This window comes from Xenorhabdus anantnagensis (assembly GCF_028598555.1).
Taxonomy (GTDB): Bacteria; Pseudomonadota; Gammaproteobacteria; order Enterobacterales; family Enterobacteriaceae; genus Xenorhabdus; species Xenorhabdus anantnagensis.
On record NZ_JAQRFN010000005.1, the window covers coordinates 151528 to 175342 of the forward strand.

22 protein-coding genes, 2 pseudogenes and 1 riboswitch are annotated in these 23815 nt (G+C 41.9%); of the genes and pseudogenes, 12 read left to right on the plus strand and 12 right to left on the minus strand.

Annotated features, from left to right (window positions below; translation table 11 throughout):
- Positions 1-3: 3 nt before the first annotated feature.
- A complete protein-coding gene (gene yvcK / locus PSI14_RS06045; RefSeq protein ID WP_273574988.1) occupies positions 4-912 on the minus strand; it encodes a uridine diphosphate-N-acetylglucosamine-binding protein YvcK in 909 nt (302 codons plus the stop codon).
- Between the two features lie 279 nt (positions 913-1191).
- Positions 1192-1348: riboswitch (molybdenum cofactor riboswitch) on the plus strand.
- Here yvcK and moaA point away from each other — a divergent pair.
- The 5 genes from moaA to PSI14_RS06070 all read left to right on the plus strand — a co-directional run bounded on the left by moaA (position 1338) and on the right by PSI14_RS06070 (position 4474).
- Complete coding sequence (gene moaA / locus PSI14_RS06050) at positions 1338-2318, plus strand: GTP 3',8-cyclase MoaA (protein ID WP_273574990.1); 981 nt, start codon at positions 1338-1340, stop codon at positions 2316-2318. Its footprint overlaps the riboswitch before it by 11 nt.
- Positions 2319-2365: 47 nt before the next feature.
- The gene (gene moaC / locus PSI14_RS06055; RefSeq protein WP_273574992.1) at positions 2366-2845 is read left to right on the plus strand and encodes a cyclic pyranopterin monophosphate synthase MoaC; all 480 of its coding nucleotides are present in this window, start codon (positions 2366-2368) and stop codon (positions 2843-2845) included.
- Positions 2842-3087, plus strand: a complete 246-nt coding sequence (gene moaD, locus PSI14_RS06060; protein ID WP_273574993.1) for a molybdopterin synthase sulfur carrier subunit — start codon at positions 2842-2844, stop codon at positions 3085-3087. The genes moaC and moaD overlap by 4 nt, the downstream gene beginning before the upstream one ends.
- A 1-nt stretch (position 3088) precedes the next feature.
- A complete protein-coding gene (moaE, locus tag PSI14_RS06065) occupies positions 3089-3541 on the plus strand; it encodes a molybdopterin synthase catalytic subunit MoaE (RefSeq protein ID WP_273574995.1) in 453 nt (150 codons plus the stop codon).
- Between the two features lie 222 nt (positions 3542-3763).
- Positions 3764-4474 (plus strand): Bax inhibitor-1/YccA family protein, encoded by a 711-nt coding sequence (locus tag PSI14_RS06070; RefSeq protein ID WP_273574996.1) that lies wholly within the window; start codon positions 3764-3766, stop codon positions 4472-4474.
- A gap of 673 nt (positions 4475-5147) precedes the next feature.
- On the opposite strand, the gene PSI14_RS06075 is transcribed toward PSI14_RS06070, so the two are convergent.
- From PSI14_RS06075 to PSI14_RS06095, 5 genes are all read right to left on the minus strand, one after another.
- Complete coding sequence (locus PSI14_RS06075; RefSeq protein WP_273574998.1) at positions 5148-6254, minus strand: ABC transporter permease; 1107 nt, start codon at positions 6252-6254, stop codon at positions 5148-5150.
- Between the two features lie 12 nt (positions 6255-6266).
- Entirely contained in the window at positions 6267-7442 is a 1176-nt protein-coding gene (locus tag PSI14_RS06080; protein WP_273575000.1) for an ABC transporter permease, read from the minus strand.
- Positions 7439-9175 carry an ATP-binding cassette domain-containing protein gene (locus PSI14_RS06085; protein WP_273575002.1) on the minus strand — a complete coding sequence of 579 codons (1737 nt, stop codon included), beginning with the start codon at positions 9173-9175 and terminating at the stop codon, positions 7439-7441. Before PSI14_RS06085 ends, PSI14_RS06080 begins: the two co-directional genes overlap by 4 nt.
- Positions 9176-9184: 9 nt before the next feature.
- Positions 9185-10225, minus strand: coding sequence for a secretion protein HlyD (gene hlyD / locus PSI14_RS06090; protein ID WP_273575004.1), 1041 nt, complete (start codon positions 10223-10225; stop codon positions 9185-9187).
- Positions 10226-10373: 148 nt separating this feature from the next.
- Complete coding sequence (locus PSI14_RS06095) at positions 10374-11066, minus strand: transcriptional regulator (protein WP_273575006.1); 693 nt, start codon at positions 11064-11066, stop codon at positions 10374-10376.
- Between the two features lie 383 nt (positions 11067-11449).
- Between PSI14_RS06095 and rhlE the strand changes: the two genes are divergently transcribed.
- The 3 genes from rhlE to PSI14_RS06110 all read left to right on the plus strand — a co-directional run bounded on the left by rhlE (position 11450) and on the right by PSI14_RS06110 (position 14430).
- The gene (rhlE, locus tag PSI14_RS06100) at positions 11450-12913 is read left to right on the plus strand and encodes an ATP-dependent RNA helicase RhlE (RefSeq protein ID WP_273575007.1); all 1464 of its coding nucleotides are present in this window, start codon (positions 11450-11452) and stop codon (positions 12911-12913) included.
- A gap of 3 nt (positions 12914-12916) precedes the next feature.
- The gene (gene dusC, locus PSI14_RS06105) at positions 12917-13900 is read left to right on the plus strand and encodes a tRNA dihydrouridine(16) synthase DusC (RefSeq protein ID WP_273575008.1); all 984 of its coding nucleotides are present in this window, start codon (positions 12917-12919) and stop codon (positions 13898-13900) included.
- 275 nt (positions 13901-14175) lie between these two features.
- Positions 14176-14430 (plus strand): GlsB/YeaQ/YmgE family stress response membrane protein, encoded by a 255-nt coding sequence (locus PSI14_RS06110; RefSeq protein WP_273575010.1) that lies wholly within the window; start codon positions 14176-14178, stop codon positions 14428-14430.
- A 127-nt stretch (positions 14431-14557) separates the two neighbouring features.
- Here the strand turns inward: PSI14_RS06110 and sseA are convergent, their stop codons facing one another.
- Both sseA and PSI14_RS06120 read right to left on the minus strand, forming a co-directional pair.
- Positions 14558-15397, minus strand: a complete 840-nt coding sequence (gene sseA / locus PSI14_RS06115; protein ID WP_273575012.1) for a 3-mercaptopyruvate sulfurtransferase — start codon at positions 15395-15397, stop codon at positions 14558-14560.
- 39 nt (positions 15398-15436) lie between these two features.
- Positions 15437-15592 carry a hypothetical protein gene (locus PSI14_RS06120; RefSeq protein WP_273575014.1) on the minus strand — a complete coding sequence of 52 codons (156 nt, stop codon included), beginning with the start codon at positions 15590-15592 and terminating at the stop codon, positions 15437-15439.
- A gap of 288 nt (positions 15593-15880) precedes the next feature.
- On the opposite strand from PSI14_RS06120, the gene dinG reads away from it, so the two are divergent.
- Complete coding sequence (gene dinG, locus PSI14_RS06125) at positions 15881-18016, plus strand: ATP-dependent DNA helicase DinG (protein WP_273575016.1); 2136 nt, start codon at positions 15881-15883, stop codon at positions 18014-18016.
- 54 nt (positions 18017-18070) lie between these two features.
- On the opposite strand, the gene PSI14_RS06130 is transcribed toward dinG, so the two are convergent.
- The 3 genes and pseudogenes from PSI14_RS06130 to rhtA form a co-directional block, all read right to left on the minus strand.
- Entirely contained in the window at positions 18071-18292 is a 222-nt protein-coding gene (locus PSI14_RS06130; protein WP_045969765.1) for an alkylphosphonate utilization protein, read from the minus strand.
- A gap of 191 nt (positions 18293-18483) precedes the next feature.
- Positions 18484-18653: pseudogene (locus PSI14_RS20140) on the minus strand (DNA starvation/stationary phase protection protein Dps); the annotation flags it as partial.
- 8 nt (positions 18654-18661) lie between these two features.
- On the minus strand, positions 18662-19552 hold the full coding sequence (gene rhtA / locus PSI14_RS06135) for a threonine/homoserine exporter RhtA (protein ID WP_273575018.1): 891 nt from the start codon (positions 19550-19552) through the stop codon (positions 18662-18664).
- A 196-nt stretch (positions 19553-19748) separates the two neighbouring features.
- Here rhtA and PSI14_RS06140 point away from each other — a divergent pair.
- Positions 19749-19954: pseudogene (locus PSI14_RS06140) on the plus strand (LOG family protein); the annotation flags it as partial.
- A 67-nt stretch (positions 19955-20021) separates the two neighbouring features.
- The gene (locus PSI14_RS06145; RefSeq protein WP_273575020.1) at positions 20022-20486 is read left to right on the plus strand and encodes a GNAT family N-acetyltransferase; all 465 of its coding nucleotides are present in this window, start codon (positions 20022-20024) and stop codon (positions 20484-20486) included.
- A gap of 498 nt (positions 20487-20984) precedes the next feature.
- On the opposite strand, the gene PSI14_RS06150 is transcribed toward PSI14_RS06145, so the two are convergent.
- On the minus strand, positions 20985-21983 hold the full coding sequence (locus PSI14_RS06150; protein ID WP_273575022.1) for a Gfo/Idh/MocA family protein: 999 nt from the start codon (positions 21981-21983) through the stop codon (positions 20985-20987).
- A 176-nt stretch (positions 21984-22159) separates the two neighbouring features.
- Between PSI14_RS06150 and PSI14_RS06155 the strand changes: the two genes are divergently transcribed.
- Positions 22160-23755 carry an ABC-F family ATPase gene (locus PSI14_RS06155; RefSeq protein WP_273575024.1) on the plus strand — a complete coding sequence of 532 codons (1596 nt, stop codon included), beginning with the start codon at positions 22160-22162 and terminating at the stop codon, positions 23753-23755.
- Positions 23756-23815 lie beyond the last annotated feature (60 nt).

Genomic DNA, 23815 nt, shown 5'->3' on the forward strand with positions numbered 1-23815 from the left:
GATTTAACCCAATTTTTGCAGGGTGTGTTCAATTGCCTGGCGCAATAATTCACGATCATGGCGGTAAGGGATATCCTGTGCTTCTAAAACTTGTTGTGTCACGATCCGATCACTGAAAGGACTGATATCGGTACATGGGCCGACAATAAGCGCATTAATCATCTTACGGCCAATCTTACTCTCCATGGTTTCGATTTTATCTTCTAACGATAACTTAGTCGCGGCATGGCTAAGTTCTTTCCCTAAGTTACCGATATAAATCATATTAGCGTTACTGCGTCGCAGGGATTGTGTTAAATCTTCTAATAACAACAATGGCATTAGGCTGGTGAAAAAACTACCGGGGCCGATCAGAATTAAATCTGCTTGCTCAATGGCATCCAATGCTTCTTTAGTGGCGTTGACGCGAGGGTAAAGCGATAGCTCTTGTGGTATACAATTGAGCTGATCGACATTCACTTCGCCATGCACGGTATTGCCTTGATCATCAATTGCCATTAAATCAACCGATTGTTCCGACATGGGAATCAACTTTGCATTGACTTTCAATAGGTTACGGATCAAGTTAATCGCTTCAAGAGGGCGGACACTTAAATGATCCAGTGCTTTCAACATCAAATTGCCCAAATTATGCCCGGATAATTCGCCATTGCCGCTGAATCGATATTCAAACATAGTCGAAGCAATAGTGGGTTCCGTGATTAACTGATTGAGGCAATTACGCATATCTCCCCACGCTATTCCGCCTTCTGAGCGTCGTATTCTACCGGTTGAGCCACCATTATCAGTTGTCGTTACAACTCCTGTCAGGCGGGTTCCGAGGGAAGAAAGGGAAGACATAACGCGTCCAAGTCCATGGCCGCCGCCGAGGGCGACAACGCGATCCAAATCAGCTAATGTGCGATTTCGCATAGGATTCCTGTTACTGACTAAACGTAGAATTTAATAAATCTTATCTAATTTATCATAAAATATGATGCTTTCAGAAACTGATGTAATTTTGTGCCGTTTTTTGCTTGATATTTTCGTGCGGCAGCTTAGAAATACCGTAATAACCTGGTGTCATTGTGAATGGTTAACTCGTTGTATAATAAGGTATATATCGGATTGGGCATTAGCTTTTTGTTATCTTAAGAGTTAGAATCTTTGGCGAGCACATCGTTACTCGCGTAATTATTCATATAAAAATTTAACTGATATTAACTCCTAGCCTCTGTGTCTAAGTCGCTGTTCTATCAAATGGATACCACATTGATATGATGCTCTGGCCGTGGCTCCTGAGTCACCAAGATGCAAGGTAGAAATGCCGGCATCTCCCGTACTTGGAAGGTGTTATTGTGGAACAACTTGTTGATGCATTCTTGCGCAAGTTCTATTACTTGAGATTATCTATTACCGATGTGTGTAACTTTCGTTGCACATATTGTCTACCTGATGGATACCGGCCTTATGGCCATAAATCATTTCTTTCCCTGCCAGAAATTCGTCGCGTTAGCCGGGCATTTGCTGAACTTGGCACAGAAAAAATCCGCTTAACGGGGGGAGAACCCACCATGCGCCGTGATTTTTGCGACATTATCGCAGCAGTTCATGAAAATCCGCAAATTAAAAAAATTGCTGTCACAACTAACGGCTACCGTATGGAGCGGGATGTATCCCAATGGAAATCGGCTGGCCTGACAGCTATTAACGTCAGTGTTGATAGTTTGGATCCCCGACAATTTTACGCCATTACTGGGCAGGATAAGTTTTTCCAGATTATGCGTGGCATTGACGCGGCTTTTGAGGTGGGATTCAACACAGTGAAAGTTAACGCAGTGCTGATGAAAAATGTAAATGATATCAACCTGTCAGCCTTTCTTGATTGGATTAAATATCGCTCTATCCAGTTGCGTTTTATTGAACTGATGGAAACAGGGGAAGGTAGTGACATTTTTCATCGTCATCATGTTTCTGGGAAAGTGATTCGCCGCCAACTATTGCAACAGGGTTGGCAACAGCAGCAGCGTGAGCGTAGTGACGGGCCGGCTCAAGTTTTCCATCATCCTGATTATCAGGGGGAAATTGGCCTTATCATGCCGTATGAAAAAGATTTTTGCCAAAGCTGCAATCGCCTGAGAGTATCCGCGATTGGCAATCTTCATTTGTGCTTGTTTGGTGAACAGGGCATTCCATTGCGTGATTTATTGTCCGATGATGCATCACTCGATGCTTTGAAACTACGCATTCAAGGTGGGTTGCGTCATAAGCGTGAGACTCACTTTTTACATCAGGGTGACAGTGGTATCACCCAGAATCTTTCTTTTATTGGTGGTTAACCTAACTGCAAGATTCATTTTCAGGCGCAATTTTTTAGGAGCAAAGAATGTCTCAATTAACCCATATCAATACTGCGGGTGAAGCTCATATGGTGGATATTTCTGCCAAATTGGAAACTGTGCGTGAAGCACGGGCAGAAGCATTTGTTGAAATGCAGGCTGAAACTTTAGCCATGATTATTGCTGGTGATCACCATAAAGGAGATGTTTTTGCTACTGCCCGTATTGCAGGTATTCAAGCGGCAAAGCGGACGTGGGAATTGATTCCGCTTTGCCATCCGCTGTTACTGAATAAAGTAGAGGTTCAACTGGAAGCACAAACAGAACACAACCGTGTCAGAATCGAATCTTGTTGCCGTTTGACCGGAAAAACAGGTGTGGAGATGGAGGCTTTGACAGCGGCATCGGTAGCCGCTTTGACGATTTATGACATGTGTAAAGCCGTGCAAAAAGACATGGTCATCGGGCCTGTACGTTTATTGGAAAAAAGCGGTGGCAAATCAGGGGATTTTAAGGTGGAAGCATGATAAAGGTACTATTTTTCGCTCAAGTCCGTGAACTGGTGGGAACAGACTGCCTTGAATTACCGAATAATTACCCAACTGTAGCGCACCTTCGTCATGCACTGATTGAAAAAGGTGAAAGATGGGCGCTGGCATTAGAAGAAGGCAAATTGCTGTCTGCCGTGAATCAATCTTTTGTTCATGCCGAACATGCCTTAAATGATGGTGATGAAGTGGCGTTTTTCCCTCCTGTGACGGGGGGATGAAATGGGAAATACGCGGATTAGTGTTCAACGGGGGACATTCAATGTTGGTGAAGAATATCAATGGCTCTCGCAGTGTGATGAAGATGGTGCTGTTGTAACCTTTACGGGTAAAGTTCGCAACCATAACTTAGGAGATAATGTTAAGGCGCTAACACTGGAACATTATTCGGGCATGACAGAAAAGATGTTGCAGAAAATTGTTGATGAAGCGCGCCAACGCTGGCCTTTGCAACGAGTCAGTATTATCCACCGCATTGGTGAACTTTATCCAGGGGATGAGATTGTATTTGTTGGTGTTACCAGTTCTCATCGCAATATAGCGTTTATGGCGGCTGAATTCATTATGGATTATCTGAAAACCAAGGCACCATTCTGGAAGAAAGAATTTCTTGCAGAAAGAGAGCGCTGGGTCGAGACGAGGCAGCGTGATCAGGATGCGGCAAATCGCTGGTAAAATAAATTATTGGCAATAATTACTGATAATAATAAGATGCTGAAATCAGTCTGGTGGCTCATATTGTGAGTTATCTCGAAAATTGGACAGATAAATAAAGTATCAATGGTCATTCATTGGCGGATGGTTTTGCTAATATTCTATGCTAATGTATAGTTTTTGAGTGGGTTGTTTTTTTAAACAGTCTTAATCTTTAATCATTATCATGAAAAGGTAATCATCATGGATCGATATCAACGTTCTAATGATTCGATTGTCCAGAAAGCTGGTTCTGGTGTACAAACTTACATGGCGCAAGTCTACGGTTGGATGACTTGTGGCCTGTTGTTAACAGCATTTGTTGCGTGGTATGTGGTAAATACTCCTGAAATTTTACTCACCATTTTATCAAACAAAGTTGTTTTTTTTGGCTTGGTTATCGCACAGGTTGCACTGGTGTTTGTTCTGTCTGGTTTGGTTCATAAAATGAGTGGAGCATTGGCAACAGGGTTGTTTATGCTGTATTCCATACTAACGGGATTGACACTTTCCTGTGTTTTGATTAAGTATACGGAGAGTTCTATTGCCAGCACGTTCTTCATTTCAGCGGGAATGTTTTGTGCACTGAGCATTTATGGTTATACCACTAAACGTAGCTTGAGCGGTCTGGGTAGCTTCCTGTTTATGGGGCTAATCGGTATCCTTCTGGCTTCCCTGATAAACATCTGGTTGAAAAGCCCAGCATTGATGTGGGTAATCACCTATATTGGTGTTGTAATTTTTGCGGGCTTGACTGCATACGATACCCAAAAACTGAAAGAAATGGGTGAAGAACTGGATGTGAATGATAAAGAGAATTTGCGTAAATATTCTATTATTGGCGCGTTGACTCTGTATCTTGACTTCATTAACTTGTTCTTGATGTTGCTGCGTATTCTGGGTGATCGTCGTTAATCGCTGATATAGCAAATTATCTGTTCATATAAAAACCCTGCTTGGCAGGGTTTTTAGTTGGAAATAATAAATAACTCATTGTGGTGAGTGGTAAGTAAAGTCTATATGTTCATTATAAAGTATCTTTATATTATTAGTATATTTGTCCACTAATTGATAACTTTCAGAAGTTATTATAAAAACAACGAAATCATCCGAGCTTAATAATACTTTATCTCTTGAATTCCATTTTCACATTTTCACTTCTATTATAAATGAATAAATTCAATGAAATGTTGAGTTTTAAATATATATATATTATATGAATTTAATCTTATCCGTTGCGGTTGTCACGTGAGTATTCATGTGATTGCTATGCAAGAATCGCTGACATAAAACTTACCACAACTGTATCGCCATCAATCACAATGCAATATACACGTTGTTGCTGGATGGGTAGTAGATGAAATGGGGGTTCAGTCAGGTTTTTTTGTCACTCTGAGCGCTGGCATCGTCGTATTCTTGGCGGCAACCTGTGGTTATCGATTGATGCAACATGATATTACACAATTATCGGTCTCAGATATTTCCTGAATCAAATATCTTCTGAAAAAAGAAAAAATTGAGGAAGAGAGCCAGTATCTACCAATATTCGCTCTCTCCTATTATTGAGGTCTTATATTTTGAGCTATTATCATGCAATCTTACTGCGGAATAGCCGATAAGCAATCCCACCAGTTGTTGCAGTAATCACTAATAAAGGCCATAAATTCGGCCAAATAACGGATAGATCCGCCCCTTTCAAATAAATCTGCTTGGTGATATCAGTAAAATGCTGGATTGGGTTAATCCACGTTATGTTCTGTAACCAGACGGGCATATTTTCAACCGGAGAGATATACCCAGAAAGTAAAATAGCGGGCATCATAAACACAAATACACCGATAAATGCCTGTTGTTGAGTGGAACAAACCGCAGAAATTAGCAAGCCGAAGCCAACCAGAGATAATCCATAGATCAACATGCAGCCATAAAATAACAATAATGAGCCAGCGAAAGGAATTTGATAGAACAGCGTTCCAATCAGCAAAACAAGGCTGGCTTGTATAGTTGCGACAACCAGCGCCGGAATAGCTTTGCCAAGGAAAATTTGCCATGTTGCCAGCGGAGAAACCAATAATTGATCCAGCGTTCCTTGTTCACGTTCACGTGCGACTGACAATGCCGTTACGATCAGAACACCAATAGTGGTAATCATGGCAACCAGCGATGGCACGACAAACCACTTATAATCCAAATTGGCGTTGTACCAGTTACGGATGATTAACTCACTGTTATTAAAGTTGGGGGGATTTCCCAATAGCTGTTTCTGGTAATCCATCACAATTTGTTGAATATAATTGGCAGCAATTTGAGCACTGTTTGAATTACGTCCATCCAGCAAAACTTGAATTGAAGTTGGCTTCTGGTGGGCAATATTCGCGCTGAAATTTTGAGGAAAACGCACCAGCAGTAGTGCCTTACGGTTATCCAGTGTAGGACGAATTTCTTGCGAGCTGGTTAGCAAGATAACATCAGGAAATGCTTTCGATTTTGCCAGCCGTTGAGTCAATTCAATTGATGCCTGTCCTTTGTCTTCATTATAAATGGCAATGGCGGCGTTTTTGACCTCCAATGTTGCTGCCCACGGAAACAGGATCATTTGTATAATCACTGTCAGAATCAGAATATTCCGTGTTTGCGGCTCTCTCAGAAGAGACTGCAACTCTTTCATGATAAGTGTATACAGACGGTAAAACATGCTCTTTCCTTTTTAATCCAGATGCCGACGGGTTTTCCACGCGGTCAGACCAATGAAGACGATGGAGCTGGCAATCAGCAAAAGCAGATTTGTAATCAACACAGTGCCAATATTTCCAGCCAGAAAGAGTGTCTGTAGGCTGCTGACAAAGTAACGAGCAGGTATAACATAAGTCGAAGCCTGAATAAGCACAGGCATACTGTCTATTTCGAAAACAAAACCAGACAACATAATGGCAGGTAAAAAAGCCGCATTCAGAGAAATCATCGCCGCATTGAACTGATTGCGAGTCAGGGTCGAAATCAGTAAACCCATACCCAAGGCAGTGGCGAGATAAAGGCTGGAGACCAGCGCCAATATCCAAAGCGAACCACGATAGGGAACATCCAGCACAAAAACTGTGAATATCATGCAAAGTACCATGACAAAAGAACCCAGAATTTGGTAGGGCAATAATTTGGCAAGCAATAATTCAGTTCGGGTGACTTGGGTTGAAAGTAGTGCTTCCATCGTTCCGCGCTCCCATTCACGGGCGACCACGAGTGAGGTTAGAATTGCGCCTACCACCGTCATGATAATTGAAATGGCACCGGGAATAAGAAAATGCCGGCTAATGGCAGCAGGGTTAAACCAATAGCGAATGTCTGTATCAATCAAAGGAGTGGTCGATACACCACGATTTTGTCCTCGTTGTTGTAGCCAGATTTGCCAGATGCCTTTGGTATAACCCTGAACAAAATTGGCTGTGTTGGGTTCACTGCCATCGGTAATAACCTGAATAGGGGCGTGGCTGTCTGCGCGGGCAAGCTGGGCATCAAAATTGACTGGGATGACGATAATGCCGCGGATTTGGTTTTCCTGCATTTTTTTGATGAGGAGCTGGCGGTTGTCGCTGATAGTGGCATCAATATAGGGCGAACCTGTAAATACATTCACTAATTCACGGGCATCTTCGCTCTGTTGTTCCATTAAAATGCCGAGACGAAGTTTGCTGGAATCAAGGTTAATGCCATAACCAAAAATAAACAGCAACATCAAAGGAATAACCACTGCAATCAAAGCACTGCTGGGATCACGGATAATCTGTTTAGTCTCCTTGATACAGAGTGCTTTCAACCGGCGCCATGAGAAACCCACTGCTTTTGGGGAGGTTGCAAGTTCAGATGTGACATGTTCATGATGACTCATTGTGGCTCCTTATCGTAATTCACCACGAGATCGATAAAAGCATCCTCCATGGAGGGATTAGGGAGTTCATCCGTGGCGACTAGCTGTTTCAGCTCATCAGGTGTCCCTGCTGCAATCAACTTGCCTCGGAATACCAGCCCGATACGGTCACAATATTCTGCCTCATCCATAAAATGGGTTGTTACCATCACTGTTACCCCTTTATCCACCATGCCATTGATATGCAGCCAGAATTCCCGGCGAGTAAGTGGGTCAACGCCTGAAGTGGGTTCATCCAAAAACAGAATGTCAGGCTCATGCATTAATGCGCAGGAAAGGGCTAGTCGTTGCTTAAATCCGAGCGGAAGGCTATCAGTCTTTTGATATAAAATTGGCTCGAGATTGAAAGCACGGATCATGCCAGACATCTTTTCTTTTTGATGGTGACCTTTCAGGCCGTAAACACCAGAAAAAAACTTAAGATTCTGCTCAACAGTTAAGTTGCCATAAAGTGAAAACTTCTGAGCCATATAACCAAGACGTTGGCGAGCCTTGCCTGAACCGATTTTTAAATCCATATCCAGAACCAGTGCTTTGCCTGACGTGGGGATCATCAAACCACACATCATTTTGAAGGTAGTTGATTTCCCTGCACCATTCGGTCCCAATAAGCCGAAAATTTCTCCCCGCTTCACCTGAAAATCCACATGATCAGTGGCAGCAAAATCGCCAAATTTTTTAGTCAGGCTACAAGCTTCTATCACGGTTTCTGTCGGATTTGGCGGGATTTGCGGCATGATTTCAGCCAATTCAGAACGATGAGAGGGGCCGCCACCCAATAAATCGATAAATGCATCTTCAAAACGTGGTTCGGCATCAAAGATACTGGCTTCAGGCAGCCTTATTTGTTGGAGTAATTCGCTTTTATCCGCCTCTTCTTTTAAGATCAGACGAACATATCTCCCCTGAATTACACCATCAGTAACTTGTGGCAAGGTGAGGGCATGTTGCAGCATCTTGCGCCGGGCACTTTGTTTAACATCAAGCAAAAAAGATCGGCCCGCAATACCTTGCGTTAAATCTTGTGGTTGACCGCGATAGAGCAGTTTTCCCCGATTCATGAGCAAAACATCACGACATAACTCGGCTTCATCTAAATAAGAAGTACTCCACAGGATCAACATTCCGTCGGAAGCGAGTTCATGTACCATTTGCCATAACTCACGACGGGCGATGGGGTCAACGCCTACGCCCGGTTCATCCAGCAGCAAAATTTTCGGGCTGCCCAATAATGTACAAGCAAGCCCCAGTTTTTGTTTCATGCCACCGGATAGTTTTCCTGCCAATCGTTCGGTAAAGTGGGTTAAGTCCGTGAAGTTCAGTAATTTTTGAAATGTTGTGTTGCGTTTCTCGCCAAGTACACCACGGAGATCGGCATATAAAGTCAGATTTTCCATTACGGTTAAATCTTCATACAAGCCAAATTTCTGTGGCATATAGCCAAGTTCAGCACGTACTTGAACGCTGTCCTTGATGGGATCAAGCCCCATGATTTCAATATTGCCGCTATCAGGTTTCAATAATCCGGCTAACATTCTTATCAGCGTGGTTTTTCCAGCGCCATCAGGACCGACAAGACCCGTCACTGATCCGCCCTGAATTTCTGCCTGGAGATGAGATACAGCTGGGATCTCCAAACCTGGAAAATTTTTCTCCACGCCGTTCAGTTTTATCGTATAAGCTGAACTGGTCATGTTATCGCCTTACTTGTTTGTTTCAGTAAAGTTTTTTGCTTCAGGCAAATTAGCTTTAGTAAAATTTGAATCGGCAAAACGCAAGGTGACAGGCATTCCTTGTTTCAGGCCGCTATCGGGATCAAGGACAATGATCCGCATACGATAAACTAAGTCTGTTCTTAGATCAGGTGTCTCGACATTTTTAGGGGTAAATTCGGCGGTTGGAGAAACAAAACCGATTTTGCCATGATAAGGCTGATTTTTCCGGCCATCGGTATAAATCAGGATTTCCCGCCCAGCGATGGCCTGATTGAGGTTGGGTTCATCAATGTATGTCCTGATCCAAACGGGATTGGTGAGTGACAGGGTGAAAACAGTATTGCCAGCTGCCAGCATTGTGCCCGGTTCAATGGCTCTGGTCAGGATCACACCTGCTGATGGTGAGGTGAGTTGGGTATCTTTTAAATCGAGTTCAGCCTGTGCGACGGTCGCGTCTGCTTGAGCAAGCTGAGCTTTTGCTGCCGCAATTTCTTCTATGCGATAACCAGTTTCGAACTGATGCAATTTATCTTTTGCCGCTTGGTAAGCGGCCAGTGCTTGATTACGTCCGGTTCTGGCATTTTCCAGATCATTGGCTGAGATGGTTTTACTTTGCCACAATCCTTGCTGACGTTTCAGGAAGTTATTCGCAAAACGGAATGCTGACTCTTTTTGAGCAACTTCAGCACGTACTTGGGCTATTTCTTCGCTACGATAACCTGCTTCGGTTTTGGCAAGATTTGCCTTGGCGACATCACGAGCGGCTTTGGCTTGATTCAATGCATTGATAAAGGGTGCCTCGTCGAGGCGGCCCAGCGTCTGGCCCACAGTAATGGCATCACCTTCATCCACTTGCAGAGCAGACAGCTTGCCTACAACCCGAAAACTAAGGTTGACCGTCCTGACATCAACGTTGCCATACAAGGTCAGCTCCCTGCCATTTTGTTCCTGATAATAATAAATACCAACAATAGCACCGATAACAACAATGAGCGCCAATAGGGCAAGAGCAAACTTTTTACTGTTCATACTATCCCTTATGCCTTGTTCAATTTATACCCTCTATCTTTCAAGCGATGGTTTCGTTGGTTATACCGCCAATTGAGAAGCTATTGGGTATATACGTTTTAATGCTTATGTTTTTAATGATTATGTTTTTAATGCTTAAATACTGAGTTTATTGCTGACTGAATGACTGCTTTCTTAATCCATCAAGTAATAAATTGATGTGTTGGGATAAAACCTGATTGATTAATTCGTATTCTTTGGCACCAATATTATCCCATCCTGTTTGGCGTAATAAAGCTTCCCGAGCCAGACGGAAAGAAAGAATCTCACCCAATAAGGCATGGGTGTGGATTTGGGTGGAAATCTGGCGTTCATCAGCGCCGATATAATTGGCGATGAGTTTATTCAGCCGGGAATAAATTGGAGCCAGTCCCTGATCATGTATGACACTGTAGGCCTCTGTTGGCGTTAATTGTTCATGGGACATGATCCGGCTGATATTGATACTACTTTTCTCGAAAATCAGTCGGTTATAGCTAACCATTCCCTGATGAATAAATTCCAATATTTGGTCTTGAGGATAGGGTTTCGGTGTTTCAGCAAAAAAACGATCTATTGTTTCAATGAGGGGGGAAAACTCTGATTTTAGCTTATCGGCAATATGTTGTACAACTGCAAGGTATAATCCTTCTTTGGAACCAAAATAGTATGCGATGGCTGCGATATTTTGTTGTGCGTGTTGGGCAATGTTGCGGGTAGTAGCACCATCCAGACCTGATTTGCCAAAGATTTCTATTGCTGATTCTAGAAGTTGCTGCCTGGCTTGTTCGCCTCGTAATGTCTGAGCCGTCTTCGCTGCCATGTTAAGATATTTCCTGTTGCAAAGAATTTTCAAGAATGTCGAAAAAATATATCAATCGTATGATTAACTTTAAAACTAAAGTAGGTCGATGTAAAGTTGACACAAATTGTCTTTTTAATAGACACCAATAAAAAAGCTAAATTCCTGTTACTAACCTGTCACTGAGGAGCTTCAATCAACTTTATCCTCAATTATTCAACTTTATCTTCAATTATTGGCTTCTTTAGGTCTGCGTAGAAAAACATATCTGTTATAATGCCGCGCTACTTATGGTGCATTGCAGTTTGTGTAATTTCTTTGCGTTTTATCGCGTCTGTTTTCTTCCCATAAAACTGCCCCTGAATTGATATCAGGAATGGTGAAGTCTGGAGCATTTCTTATTTATGAATTTTGAGTCACTCGGCTTGAAGGCTGATATTTTGCGTGCCGTTGAAGAACAAGGTTACGCGGAACCTACCCCTATTCAGCAGCAGGCCATCCCTGTTGTGTTATCCGGTAAAGATCTACTGGCCAGTGCCCAGACAGGCACGGGAAAAACAGCAGGGTTTACTTTACCTATCCTGCAACTCTTAAGTGAATCCCCGGTTCAGGCAAAAGGTCGCCGTCCGGTCAGGGCATTGATTTTAACTCCGACTCGAGAACTAGCGGCTCAGGTGGGTGAAAATGTACGTAATTACAGCAAATATCTTAAATTACGTTCGTTTGTTGTGTTCGGTGGCGTCAGCATTAATCCACAGATGATGAAGTTACGGGGTGGCGTGGATATTTTGGTCGCAACACCGGGGCGTTTGTTGGATTTGGAGCATCAAAATGCCGTGGATCTTTCTCAGATTGAAATTTTGATCCTGGATGAAGCGGATCGCATGTTGGACATGGGATTTATTCATGACATTCGTCGTGTGTTAAATAAGCTGCCAGCGAAACGCCAAAACTTACTCTTTTCTGCGACGTTCTCTGATGAAATCAAGAGCCTTGCCAGCAAATTGCTGAAAGAGCCAGTAAGCGTGGAAGTTGCACGGCGTAACTCGGCTTCTGAACAGATTGATCAATCAATCCATTTTGTAGACAAAAAGCGCAAGGGTGAGTTGCTTTCTTACATGATAGGCAGCCAGAACTGGCAACAGGTGTTGGTATTTACGCGTACCAAACATGGTGCAAACCGGTTGGCAGAACAATTGAATAAGGATGGCGTGACGGCTGCCGCGATCCACGGTAACAAGAGTCAGGGGGCGAGAACCCGTGCATTGGCTGACTTCAAGACCGGGCAAATTCGTGCGTTGGTCGCAACAGATATCGCTGCCCGTGGACTTGATATTGACCAGTTGCCATATGTCGTCAACTATGAATTGCCAAACGTTGCCGAAGATTATGTTCATCGAATTGGCCGGACTGGTCGTGCAGATGCTACAGGGCAGGCAATATCGTTGGTGTGTGTCGATGAACATAAGCTCTTGAAAGATATTGAGCGTTTATTGAAGCGAGAAATTCCACGTATTGCCATTTCGGGTTATGAACCTGACCCTTCTATCAAAGCTGAGCCAATCCAAAATGGACGCAGTAGCCGTGGTAGTTCTCCTCATGGTAGTTCTCCTCGTAGTAATGCTTCTCATGGGAATGCTTCTCGTAAAAATAATTCTCAGGGTAATGGCTTCCGCGATCATCACCCATATAGCGAACAGCCTAATGGTCAACGTAAAAATGGCAAACAAGGCCATTCCAAACAAAATCAGGCTAATGCTAATCAAGGAGGCGATCGTCCGCGCAGTCACAATCAAGGTGCGCCATCGCGTCAACGCCATCAGCGCACAGCAACCAAAGCTCCACGTGCTTCGGTAGCAGGAGAGTAATCCATGCGCGTTTTGCTGGCTCCGATGGAAGGTGTTTTGGATTCTCTGGTTAGAGAATTGTTGAGTGAAGTCAATGATTACGACCTTTGTATCACAGAATTCTTGCGTGTGGTTGACAGCTTACAGCCGGTAAAATCTTTTTACCGGCTGTGTCCTGAATTACATCATCAGAGTCGTACCCCATCGGGAACACCGGTTAGAATTCAGCTCCTGGGGCAGTATCCCGAATGGTTGGCCGCAAACGCAGTTAGGGCAGTTGAGTTGGGCTCATGGGGTGTTGATTTAAATTGTGGCTGTCCGTCCAAGGCCGTAAATGGCAGTGGTGGAGGTGCTACATTACTGAAAGATCCCGAACTCATCTATCAGGGAGCCAAAGCTATGCGTGAAGCCGTTCCTGCACATTTGCCAGTGACGGTAAAAGTACGTCTGGGATGGAATTCTGATTCACGCCAGTTTGAGATTGCGGATGCAGTCCAGCAAGCAGGGGCAACTGAACTGGTTGTACATGGACGAACCAAAGAAGATGGTTATAAAGCAGAACGTATTAATTGGGAGGCGATAGGCGAAATTCGGCGTCGTCTTTCCATTCCAGTGATTGCCAACGGTGAAATCTGGGATCGGCAAAGTGCTCAGGAATGTATCAAAATTACAGGATGTGATGCTGTAATGATAGGTCGTGGTGCATTGCATATACCAAATTTGAGCCGAATGATTAAATATAACGAACCAAGAATGCCTTGGGGTGGTGTGCTTAAGCTACTGCAAAAATATACTTATCTGGAAAAGCAGGGAGACACGGGATTGTATCATGTTGCCCGTATCAAGCAATGGTTAGGATATTTACGTAAAGAGTATGATGAAGCGGATGAATTATTTATGCAAATCAGGGCATTAAAAAAGTCTGCTGAAATTGCCAATATTATTTCCTACGCAGTGAATAGATCTTTACCGCTATATGAAATCGAGCCAGAACTTCAGGTTTGTTAAATTGAAAATAGTCATAGCCAATCTATTGGGTTATTGTGCATATTTATTGATGGAAAAACTGTAAATAAATCTTATCAAGTTAGTGTATTGGGAAAATGTAAATTGAATTGATGAATGTTATTTTTCATGTTAACCATTTATATTAATACTGCTAATTATTGTTATATACCTTTTCTTATAATTTGCAATTCTTTTCATTAGTGTCTTAAATTAAGACATAGAAATACAATTAAACATGTACCCTAAGAGGCTAAACAATTTTTGGAGGAGTATATATGGGTATCCTGTCGTGGATTATTTTCGGCCTACTTGCTGGGTTTCTTGCTAAGTGGATTATGCCGGGGGACAACAACAGTAGTGGCATTACGACGATGATTCTAGGTATTGTGGGGGCTATCGGCGGCGGGTATATCAGTAGTAAATTATTTGGCGTGGCAAAAATAAGCAGTTTTAATTTGGGGAGTTTAATTATTGCGGTTATTGGCGCGATGGCTGTCCTATTTGTATATAACAAAATTTCTAACCGATAGCTTTGCAGTTTTTCTTAACATTCAAAATCCATATGATTAATAACAAGAAAGGGCATATTACTTTTATGCCCTTTGCTATTATTCATGATTTCCAATAAGCTATTTTTCAGTATTTATTTTTCAATATTTATTTTTCTAATGGCAGTGAATCATTGGCTCCCCATTCGGCCCAAGAACCATCGTATAATTCTGCTTCTTTGTGGCCAATCATATCAAGCCCCAAGACTAAAACAGCAGCCGTCATTCCAGAACCACAGCTGGTAATAATAGGTCGGTTTAAATCAATGCCTTGTTTACGGAATATCGCCGCGATTTCTTCTACTGATTTATAGCTTCCATTATTAATCAAGGTCGTCCATGGAACATTTTTAGCACTGGGGAGATGCCCCATTCTCAAACCCGGACGAGGTTCTGGCACTTTTGCCTGAAAACGATCTTCCGCTCTGGCATCAACAAATTGTACCGGCACATTGTTATGGATGACATTAAGGATTTGTGTCTGAGAGCAGATTTTTTCAGGGGTAAACTGGATATTGAAAACCTCGGATGAACGGGTAACTTTTCCCGACTCAGTTCGATAACCTGCTTGCTGCCAGCCTTGTAATCCTCCTTCAAGAATACGGACATGGAGTGCACCAAAGATTTTGAATGTCCACCATGCCCGTGGAGCAGAGAACATATTTCCCTGATCGTAAATCACCACCAAATGATTTTCGCTGATACCCATTTTGTTAACAGTTCGGCGGAAAGTTTCCGGTTCTGGCAGCATGTGCGGCAGGTTGGTCTGTAGATTGGCGACTTTATCAAGATCAAAAAATTGTGCACCCGGAATATGCTTCTCTAACCAGAGTTGGTGATAGTCAATGGATTGATTGGGCATTGGTGCACTGGCATCAACGACAACGACATTCTCATCATGGAGATGCTCGTTTAACCATTGTGGACTGACAAAATATTCATTCTTCATACGCTTCCTCATCTGGTGTTACGATAAAAGCCAATATATTTAATGTTGACCTGTCGGAATATGTTCCTGCTGAGTCTGTTGTGGCTCTTCTGCGGGCGTTGTTGACCGAGTATACATATTTAACCCCGCCAGAAAGACTCCACCAATTGAGCCAATAGAAAATAATATGATGATAATGAGCAGGATTTTTTTCATTTTTGTATCCAATAAAGTTTTAATAAAAGGTCTTAAGAAAGATGTAACAGCTATAAGAAGCTAAAAGATAGAAAGCCAAAAGTATATCGGCTTCTACACGCCAGACAAGCGATAACCACTTTTCTTGCACTGACTGTCTCGCACTGGTTTTCTTGCCTTAATTTTCGCACTAAATTTTTGCACTAATAGCAAAAAGCTGGAAACGTCTTCCCAGTAATGACCATATAAGGCTGATTTGAGAGCAACTCTATGGGAGAATAGCCCTCCCATTTTAAAGTAACAAAGCTCATGGCACTTTCCAGTTCAACAAAAAATCAAATTAGTCAGTGGTATAAGTCATTATCTATCCATATTGATGGTTTCATTCCACGCGCACCCCAACGTCAGATGATTGCAGAGGTTGCAAAAACGTTGGCGAATGAAGAAGGGCGGCATTTAGTAATAGAAGCCCCAACGGGAGTAGGAAAAACGTTGTCATACCTGATTCCGGGAATTGCCGTCAGTCGGGCAGAACAGAAACCGTTGGTAGTGAGTACAGCTAATGTAGCTCTGCAAGATCAAATTTACAGCAAGGATTTGCCGTTGCTGCGTAAAATTATCCCTGATCTTAAATTCACAGGCGCTTTTGGTCGTGCACGTTATGTCTGTCCACGTAATTTGGAGGCAATTTGTGCTACAGAGGGGGAGCAGATTGACTTGATGTTTTTGGTCGAAGACCAAACAGAAATTGCTAATAGTGAAGAACGGGAACTATGCCGTCGATTACGCAACGATTATACGACATTTATATGGGATGGCTTACGTGACCACCATACATTGGCATTATCGGATTCACTGTGGACAAAAATCAGTACAGATAAAATGAACTGTTTGGCACGAAATTGTCAGTTTTACCATCGTTGTCCATTTTTTCTTGCTCGTCGGGAAATTGAAGATGCCGATGTTGTCGTTGCCAATCACTCCTTGGTTATGGCTGCGTTAGAAAGTGAATCTGTTTTACCGGAGGCAAAAAATCTGCTGCTGGTTTTGGATGAGGGACATCATATTCCTGAGGTGGCAAGGGATTCACTGGAAGTTGGAGGAGAAATTACGTTATTTCAGCTTAATGGACAGTTAGATTTATTTATCCGTCATGTGGAGCAATACCTGATTCAATTTCGGCCGACGAAACCGCCTGCTTTGGCAAATATCCCCCGATTACAGACTCATTGTGAAACAATTCGTGAATACTTTAAGGAGTTGGCGGAGATGACTCAGGCACTCTTGCCTGAGCGTGGTGAAGCGGATGAGTATCTATTTGAGCTGGGAAAATTACCGGATAGTTTACTGTTGTGCTGTCAGCAATTATTTAAACTCACTGATGGATTACGTGGTTTAGCAGAAGCGATTTTAAATGATTTGAGCGATCAAACTGCCAAACAGGATATTGTCCGATTGCATCGTGCTATTTTGCAAACCAGCCGAACACTGGGCTATTTTGAGAATATGGCAAAATTGTGGCGTTTGGCTTCACAAGAAGAATCTTCCCATGCGCCGATATCAAAATGGTTAACGCGCCGCTATGAGAAAAACCAATCACATCTTTATTTTCACTGTTCGGGAATTCGGGTCAGCGAGCAATTAACCCAGCTATTATGGCGCAGCATTCCCCATGTTGTAGTGACATCGGCTACGTTGCGTTCATTGAATAGTTTCTCTCGCATTCAGGAACTCACTGGATTACACGAAAATCATGACGATCGTTTTGTTACTTTGTCATCGCCTTTTGAACATGTCCGGCAAGGGCGTTTGATTATTCCCCAAATGACACAGGAACCGACCATTCAAAATGAAATGCAGCACCTTGAGGAGATGTCGCGTTATTTTCGTTCTCAGGTGATGGAAGAGAAGCATCGGGGAATGTTGGTGCTTTTTAGCAGCCAACGAGCAATGGAAGGATTCCTTACTTTTGTCACAGATTTGCGGTTAATGTTATTGGTACAAGGTGATCAGCCCCGCTATCGATTGGTAGAAACACATTGCAAGCGTATTGATGAAGGACAAGCCAGTGTGCTGATTGGATTGCAGTCGTTTGCAGAAGGATTGGATCTAAAAGGTGAATATCTTTCACAAGTCCATATTCATAAAATCGCATTTCCCCCTGTAACCAATCCCGTGATTATTACTGAAAGCGAATGGCTGAAATCGTTGAAACGCTACCCATTTGAAGTGCAGAGTTTACCCAGTGCTTCTTTTAATTTGATTCAACAAGTGGGAAGGCTAATTCGCAGCCATGAGTGCTATGGTGATGTGGTGATTTATGATAATCGATTATTGACCAAACGTTACGGGCCGCGTTTATTGAATTCTTTGCCTATATTTCCAATTGAACGACCAAATGTGCCATCGGGAAAAGAGTTGGAGATAATGAAAAAAGATAAATAATATAAAATTTAATATTATTTATCTTTTATTCAAAAATGGGTTTGTAACCGTTATTTATCCTATTTTTTTCAGGAAACAGGTTTTTAGAACTAACCCTTTGATTTTGTCAGCATTACACTCAATTTCATCTTCGCGATGGGTCAGGCGGATGTTTTTGATTAATGTGCCACGTTTCAGCGTCTTGGATGTGCCTTTGACTTTCAGATCTTTGATAACCTGAACTGAGTCACCATCATTCAACAATGCGCCGTTAGAATCTTTGACTTCGATATCCATCTTATAGAGTCCTCATATTTATTTTTAAATCAGACAGAGATTATAGAGAGAAAAATGATTTTTTTAAAGGTTAGTGTAGTTTTTAAGGTTATAGCTTCTGTTTTTTAATGTTTTTTTCCATTAATCATGATAATTGATGTAAAAAAGGCCACAGATGTGGCCTTAACTTAATGAAAAATAATATTTTTATTTTATTGCTCAATATTTGCTTCTATAAACTATAAAATTTGTCTAAATCACGGGCTGCAGCAGTGAACATATCCGCAGTATCTTCGTTTTTCGCATCAATAATCGCCTGACGGATATCATTGGCAACGACAAAATAGCGATCTGCCAGAGCCTTTAGATGATCCTGTACATTTAAATTAATTATTCTACTCTTTCTATTTTGGTTTTTTGTTTAATGGTCAGGGTAGAACCTATAGAAGCACAAATAATGCAGAAAAGAGCAATCCATTGAATCATTGCCAAATGCTCATTAAGGAAAATAATACCTGATAATGCTCCCAATGCAGGTTCAAGGCTCATTAATGTCCCGAATGTTTTGGCTGGAAGGCGAGTCAGGGCAATCATTTCCAGCGTGTAGGGAAATGCGGTGGATAAAATGGCGATCCCCAGGGCAATAGGCAGTAATGAAACATTAAACAGTACTTCAGGGCCAGTCTGTATTAACCCGATTGGGAAGAAGATAAAGGCCGCTATCAGTGAACCAATAGAGACAGTCGCAGCACCATAGCCCGCTCCAGCACGTTGCCCGAAGATAATATAAAGCGCCCAAAAAACACCGGCTCCCAGTGCGTATAAAATACCGATGGGATCGAGGGTATTGACGCTATCTCCAATTGGTAACAGGAAGCCTAATCCGGTAATGACCAAAGCAATCCAGAGAAAATCCAAAGGGCGACGAGAAGAAAACATTGCGACCGCCAAAGGCCCGGTGAACTCAAGTGCAACGGCAATACCGAGAGGAATTCGAGATAATGACATATAAAACAGGTAATTCATTGCCCCGAGTGAAATGCCGTAGGCAAAAAGAGGAATCAATGAAGATCGCTGAAATTTCAGACGCCACGGTTTAAAAATCAGAAATAGAATAATCGTTCCTAATGCAAGTCTCAGGGCTGTGACACCCGGCGCTCCAATGACAGGGAATATTGTTTTAGCCAGTGAGGCTCCGGCTTGAATTGATGTCATTGACAGTAATAATAAAATCACAGGAAGCAACGGAAAAGAAGCGGCCCGATGTTTGGAAAGAGACATTTAGAAAACCTCAGTTACAACATATTATTTAAAGGGTGTCATCTTCGCAGTGAAACAGATATAACTCAACTGTATTATTAGCTGTATGCTTGTTAGGTTATCTTATAATCAGAAACTAAAACAACAATAATGGAGTTTGGCAATGAAAGAGATTATGGTGAAAAATTCTTTATAACTAAATGATTATGTAAAGAATATCGCAGTTTATTGTGGTTCAAGCTTAGATATATCTGAAATTTATAAAGAAAGTGCGATATATTTTTCGAAATAGCTGGTTAAAGGCTCCAGTGTAAAGGGCATGGGGACTGTTCCCATAAGAACCTATCTGAACTTCATGTTGTAGAAACCATGCATCAGCGCAAAAGCAAAATGATTGAACTGGCAGAAGGTTTTGTGGCTTTACTTGATCGCTTTAATGATTACACAGTTCCTTCGGTAATTAATTGATTGGAAAACTCGGGAAAATATTATGGTAATAAGAACAGCTTCTATGCAGGACATTGAGACTATTTTATCTCTCTATAATATATTGTTCGATGAAATGGCTGTGTTGCAGCCAGATAGATTGAAATCCACTGAACAAGACAGAGATTTCATTGTTTCCGGTGTCAATAATGATAAGTTTCATTTGCTTGTTGCGGAAGATGAGAATGGTGCTATTAAAGGTTTTTCCATTGCACAGGAGCAAAAGACACCTCCTTTTAACTGTATTGTCCCCAGAACTTATGGCTATGTTATCGATTTAGTTGTCAGTCCAGATGCCAGAAATTTCGGAATCGGTCAGAAGTTACTGGCTGGAATAAAAAGATGGGCACAGGAAAACCATTATTCACATCTTGAACTGAATGTATTATCTAAGAATATTGATGCAATTCGCTTTTATACAAGGGAAGGGTATCAAGAAATAAGTAGAACCATGGCGATTGCTTTGTGACCTGAAAAGAATATATTAACCATCAAGTTAGCCCTTGATGGTTAATATCGCAATAACTGGCTTAGAATTGTATATACCAATCTCTTATATTTCACCAATAATTTATAAAAATGAAAAAATGGCCAGCCAACATGCTAAACATTTAAATAATATCTATTTAAAATTTTTTGTATCTATGTTTAACAACCGCATCCTGAAATTTATCATAATCATCGCGATTTTTCAGAAAATACTTTTGAATAGTCGCACCAGGTATATCTTTAATATCGATATCACTAGGGATGGTTCGATTTCAAAATCATGTTGATCTAACTAATTGCATTATATCTGAATTTTGAATCTTTCATTTCCATTAATTAAAAATATACTAAATCGTCAACGTACCCATTCCATATTTATTAATTAACTAATATAAGTAATATCGTTATCAAGGATTACAAAATTAATTGCCTTTATCTGAGGTGAATGCATCATACAGTCAATTACCTTCAACAGAACTTAAATAGTACTTGAAGCAGAACGATATTCTTTTAGTACCTCATCAATAACCCAGCTAGTGCGAGCGGCTGATTCTCCATTGGATGGGCAACTGTCATTACCTTGTATTTCATTAATAACTGTCTGAATTAACGGCATTTGAATATGTTTCGGGTTTTCGAAATGATATTGATGTAGTTGGTTATTCTCGTCATAGTATGAAATAGGAGAATCGCCAAATGTTGCAAAAATTATTTTTCCTTTTGTCCCGATAATTTCGACTTTGTCTTCACGAGAACTGGCGACAAAATTCCAAATTCCAACACCTTGGATATGGTTCTCGAACATAAATGACATGGAAACACAATCTTCGGCAGGATAGGCTTTTGCTTGTGAGTTGGCATGGCCTTTAACTGAAATAATTTTACCAAGCAGAAAATCTAATATATCCAGTGTATGGCAAGCTAAATCAACAAATAAGCCACCACCAGATATTTCTGGTTTTACAAGCCACGGTAAATTATCAGTATCCTGATAGATAGAAGCCATTTCTCTGAATTGCATACAATTTACAATTCGTGGTATGCCAATTTTGCCAGAGTCAATTAACTCTTTTATTTTGATAAACCGAGGCAATGCTCTGCGATAATAAGCGACGAACAGTGGGACTTTTTGAAATCGGCAGATGGCAATCATTTCGTTGCATTCTTCGAATGTTAATGCCATTGGTTTTTCAACATAAACACTTTTTCCGGCTTGTGCTGCCAAAATAGTATATTTTTTATGGGTTGAGGGCGGGGTAGCAATGTAAACGGCATCAATTTCCGGATCATTAATCAGAGATTCGGCATCCGAATACCATTTTCGGACATTGTGCCGTTCAGCAAAATCTTTAGCTAAATCTGCATTGCGGCGCATGACTGCGACTAATTCAGTATTTTCCAATTTATAAAAAGCAGGGCCACTTTTTACTTCAGTGACATTACCACAACCTATAATACCCCATCTCACTTTTTGCATCGTATTTTTCCGGTATATCAAATTGTTGAGTCTTAAAATTCAGTATATTACTTGATGTGTCGCTCTGATTTTACAGCTAGGTAACGCATTCTGGCGATACTTTTTTCCTGTTGTGGCATAATGTGCGGCTATCTATTTTATAAATTCCCTTTTTACTTACTTTAAGAGCAACAGTTGTGTTAAGTACAAACAACATTACTATGCAGTTTGGCAGCAAGCCACTGTTTGAAAACATTTCTGTCAAATTCGGCAACGGCAACCGTTATGGTTTGATTGGTGCGAATGGGGCAGGTAAATCTACTTTCATGAAAATCTTGGGCGGGGATTTAATCCCAACTTCCGGTAATGTCAGCCTTGATCCTAATGAGCGTCTGGGTAAGTTGCGTCAGGATCAGTTTGCTTTCGAAGAATATACCGTGTTGGATACCGTCATCATGGGGCACAAGGAACTGTGGGAAGTCAAACAGGAACGTGACCGCATTTATGCGATGGCAGACATGAGCGAAGAAGATGGCTATCGTGTGGCTGATCTGGAAGTCGCTTATGGTGAAATGGATGGATACAGTGCTGAAGCGCGTGCTGGCGAACTGTTGCTGGGTGTCGGTATTCCCGTAGAGCTGCATTATGGCTTGATGAGTGCAGTAGCTCCGGGCTGGAAATTACGTGTGTTGCTGGCGCAGGCACTGTTTTCCAATCCTGATGTTCTGCTGCTCGATGAGCCAACCAACAACTTGGATATCGATACTATCCGCTGGTTGGAGCAAGTGCTCAACGAACGTAACAGCACCATGATCATTATTTCCCATGACCGCCATTTCCTGAATACTGTATGTACTCATATGGCTGATTTGGATTATGGTGAACTGCGTTTGTTCCCTGGCAACTATGATGAGTATATGATCGCGGCAACACAAGCTCGCGAGCGTCTGCAAGCAGATAATGCGAAGAAAAAGGCCCAGATTGCTGAATTGCAGTCTTTCGTTAGCCGTTTCAGTGCTAACGCTTCCAAATCTAAACAGGCGACTTCTCGCGCCCGTCAGATTGATAAGATCCAGTTAGAAGAAGTGAAGGCTTCCAGCCGTCAGAATCCTTATATCCGTTTTGAACAGGATAAGAAACTGTTCCGTAATGCACTGGAATTGGAAAGTTTGACCAAGGGTTATAATAATGGCCCACTGTTCAAAAACCTGAATCTGCTGATGGAAGTCGGCGAAAAGATGGCGGTAATCGGTGAAAACGGTATCGGTAAAACGACATTCCTGAAAACGCTGATTGGTGAAGAAAACCCAAACAGCGGCACGATCAAATGGTCTGAAAACAGCACCATTGGTTATTATGCACAGGATCATGCCAGTGATTTTGACTGTGATATGACGGTTTTTGAATGGATGAGCCAATGGAAGCGCGAAGGCGATGATGAACAGGCCGTGCGGGGTATTCTCGGCCGTTTGCTGTTTGGTCAGGATGATATCAAGAAGAAAGTTGGTGTGCTTTCCGGTGGTGAACAGGGCCGTATGCTGTTCGGCAAGCTGATGATGCACAAGCCTAACATTCTGCTCATGGATGAACCAACCAACCACTTGGATATGGAATCCATTGAATCTTTGAACCTTGCGCTGGAACTTTACCAAGGAACGTTGGTTTTCGTCTCCCATGACCGCGCATTTGTCAGTTCACTGGCCAGCCGTATTCTGGAAATTAAATCTGATAAGGTTGTTGATTTTAAAGGTACTTACGATGAGTATCTGAGCAGTCAGGGGATTGCTGAATAATTTTACCTGATGTGATGTTCGATGTGATGTTAATGGCCCCGATGATTTTACGGGGCTATA

What these genes read in the sequence shown, in the direction of transcription:
- sseA (WP_273575012.1), bottom strand. Translation starts at nt 15,397, where the DNA reads ATGAAGAATGAATATTTTGTCAGTCCACAATGGTTAAACGAGCATCTC.
- yvcK (WP_273574988.1), bottom strand. Translation starts at nt 912, where the DNA reads ATGCGAAATCGCACATTAGCTGATTTGGATCGCGTTGTCGCCCTCGGC.
- hlyD (WP_273575004.1), bottom strand. Translation starts at nt 10,225, where the DNA reads ATGAACAGTAAAAAGTTTGCTCTTGCCCTATTGGCGCTCATTGTTGTT.
- moaD (WP_273574993.1), top strand. Translation starts at nt 2,842, where the DNA reads ATGATAAAGGTACTATTTTTCGCTCAAGTCCGTGAACTGGTGGGAACA.
- PSI14_RS06120 (WP_273575014.1), bottom strand. Translation starts at nt 15,592, where the DNA reads ATGAAAAAAATCCTGCTCATTATCATCATATTATTTTCTATTGGCTCA.
- PSI14_RS06150 (WP_273575022.1), bottom strand. Translation starts at nt 21,983, where the DNA reads ATGCAAAAAGTGAGATGGGGTATTATAGGTTGTGGTAATGTCACTGAA.
- PSI14_RS06145 (WP_273575020.1), top strand. Translation starts at nt 20,022, where the DNA reads ATGGTAATAAGAACAGCTTCTATGCAGGACATTGAGACTATTTTATCT.
- moaE (WP_273574995.1), top strand. Translation starts at nt 3,089, where the DNA reads ATGGGAAATACGCGGATTAGTGTTCAACGGGGGACATTCAATGTTGGT.
- rhtA (WP_273575018.1), bottom strand. Translation starts at nt 19,552, where the DNA reads ATGTCTCTTTCCAAACATCGGGCCGCTTCTTTTCCGTTGCTTCCTGTG.
- PSI14_RS06075 (WP_273574998.1), bottom strand. Translation starts at nt 6,254, where the DNA reads ATGTTTTACCGTCTGTATACACTTATCATGAAAGAGTTGCAGTCTCTT.
- dusC (WP_273575008.1), top strand. Translation starts at nt 12,917, where the DNA reads ATGCGCGTTTTGCTGGCTCCGATGGAAGGTGTTTTGGATTCTCTGGTT.
- moaC (WP_273574992.1), top strand. Translation starts at nt 2,366, where the DNA reads ATGTCTCAATTAACCCATATCAATACTGCGGGTGAAGCTCATATGGTG.
- PSI14_RS06130 (WP_045969765.1), bottom strand. Translation starts at nt 18,292, where the DNA reads ATGGATATCGAAGTCAAAGATTCTAACGGCGCATTGTTGAATGATGGT.
- PSI14_RS06095 (WP_273575006.1), bottom strand. Translation starts at nt 11,066, where the DNA reads ATGGCAGCGAAGACGGCTCAGACATTACGAGGCGAACAAGCCAGGCAG.
- PSI14_RS06085 (WP_273575002.1), bottom strand. Translation starts at nt 9,175, where the DNA reads ATGACCAGTTCAGCTTATACGATAAAACTGAACGGCGTGGAGAAAAAT.
- dinG (WP_273575016.1), top strand. Translation starts at nt 15,881, where the DNA reads ATGGCACTTTCCAGTTCAACAAAAAATCAAATTAGTCAGTGGTATAAG.
- PSI14_RS06080 (WP_273575000.1), bottom strand. Translation starts at nt 7,442, where the DNA reads ATGAGTCATCATGAACATGTCACATCTGAACTTGCAACCTCCCCAAAA.
- PSI14_RS06110 (WP_273575010.1), top strand. Translation starts at nt 14,176, where the DNA reads ATGGGTATCCTGTCGTGGATTATTTTCGGCCTACTTGCTGGGTTTCTT.
- rhlE (WP_273575007.1), top strand. Translation starts at nt 11,450, where the DNA reads ATGAATTTTGAGTCACTCGGCTTGAAGGCTGATATTTTGCGTGCCGTT.
- PSI14_RS06070 (WP_273574996.1), top strand. Translation starts at nt 3,764, where the DNA reads ATGGATCGATATCAACGTTCTAATGATTCGATTGTCCAGAAAGCTGGT.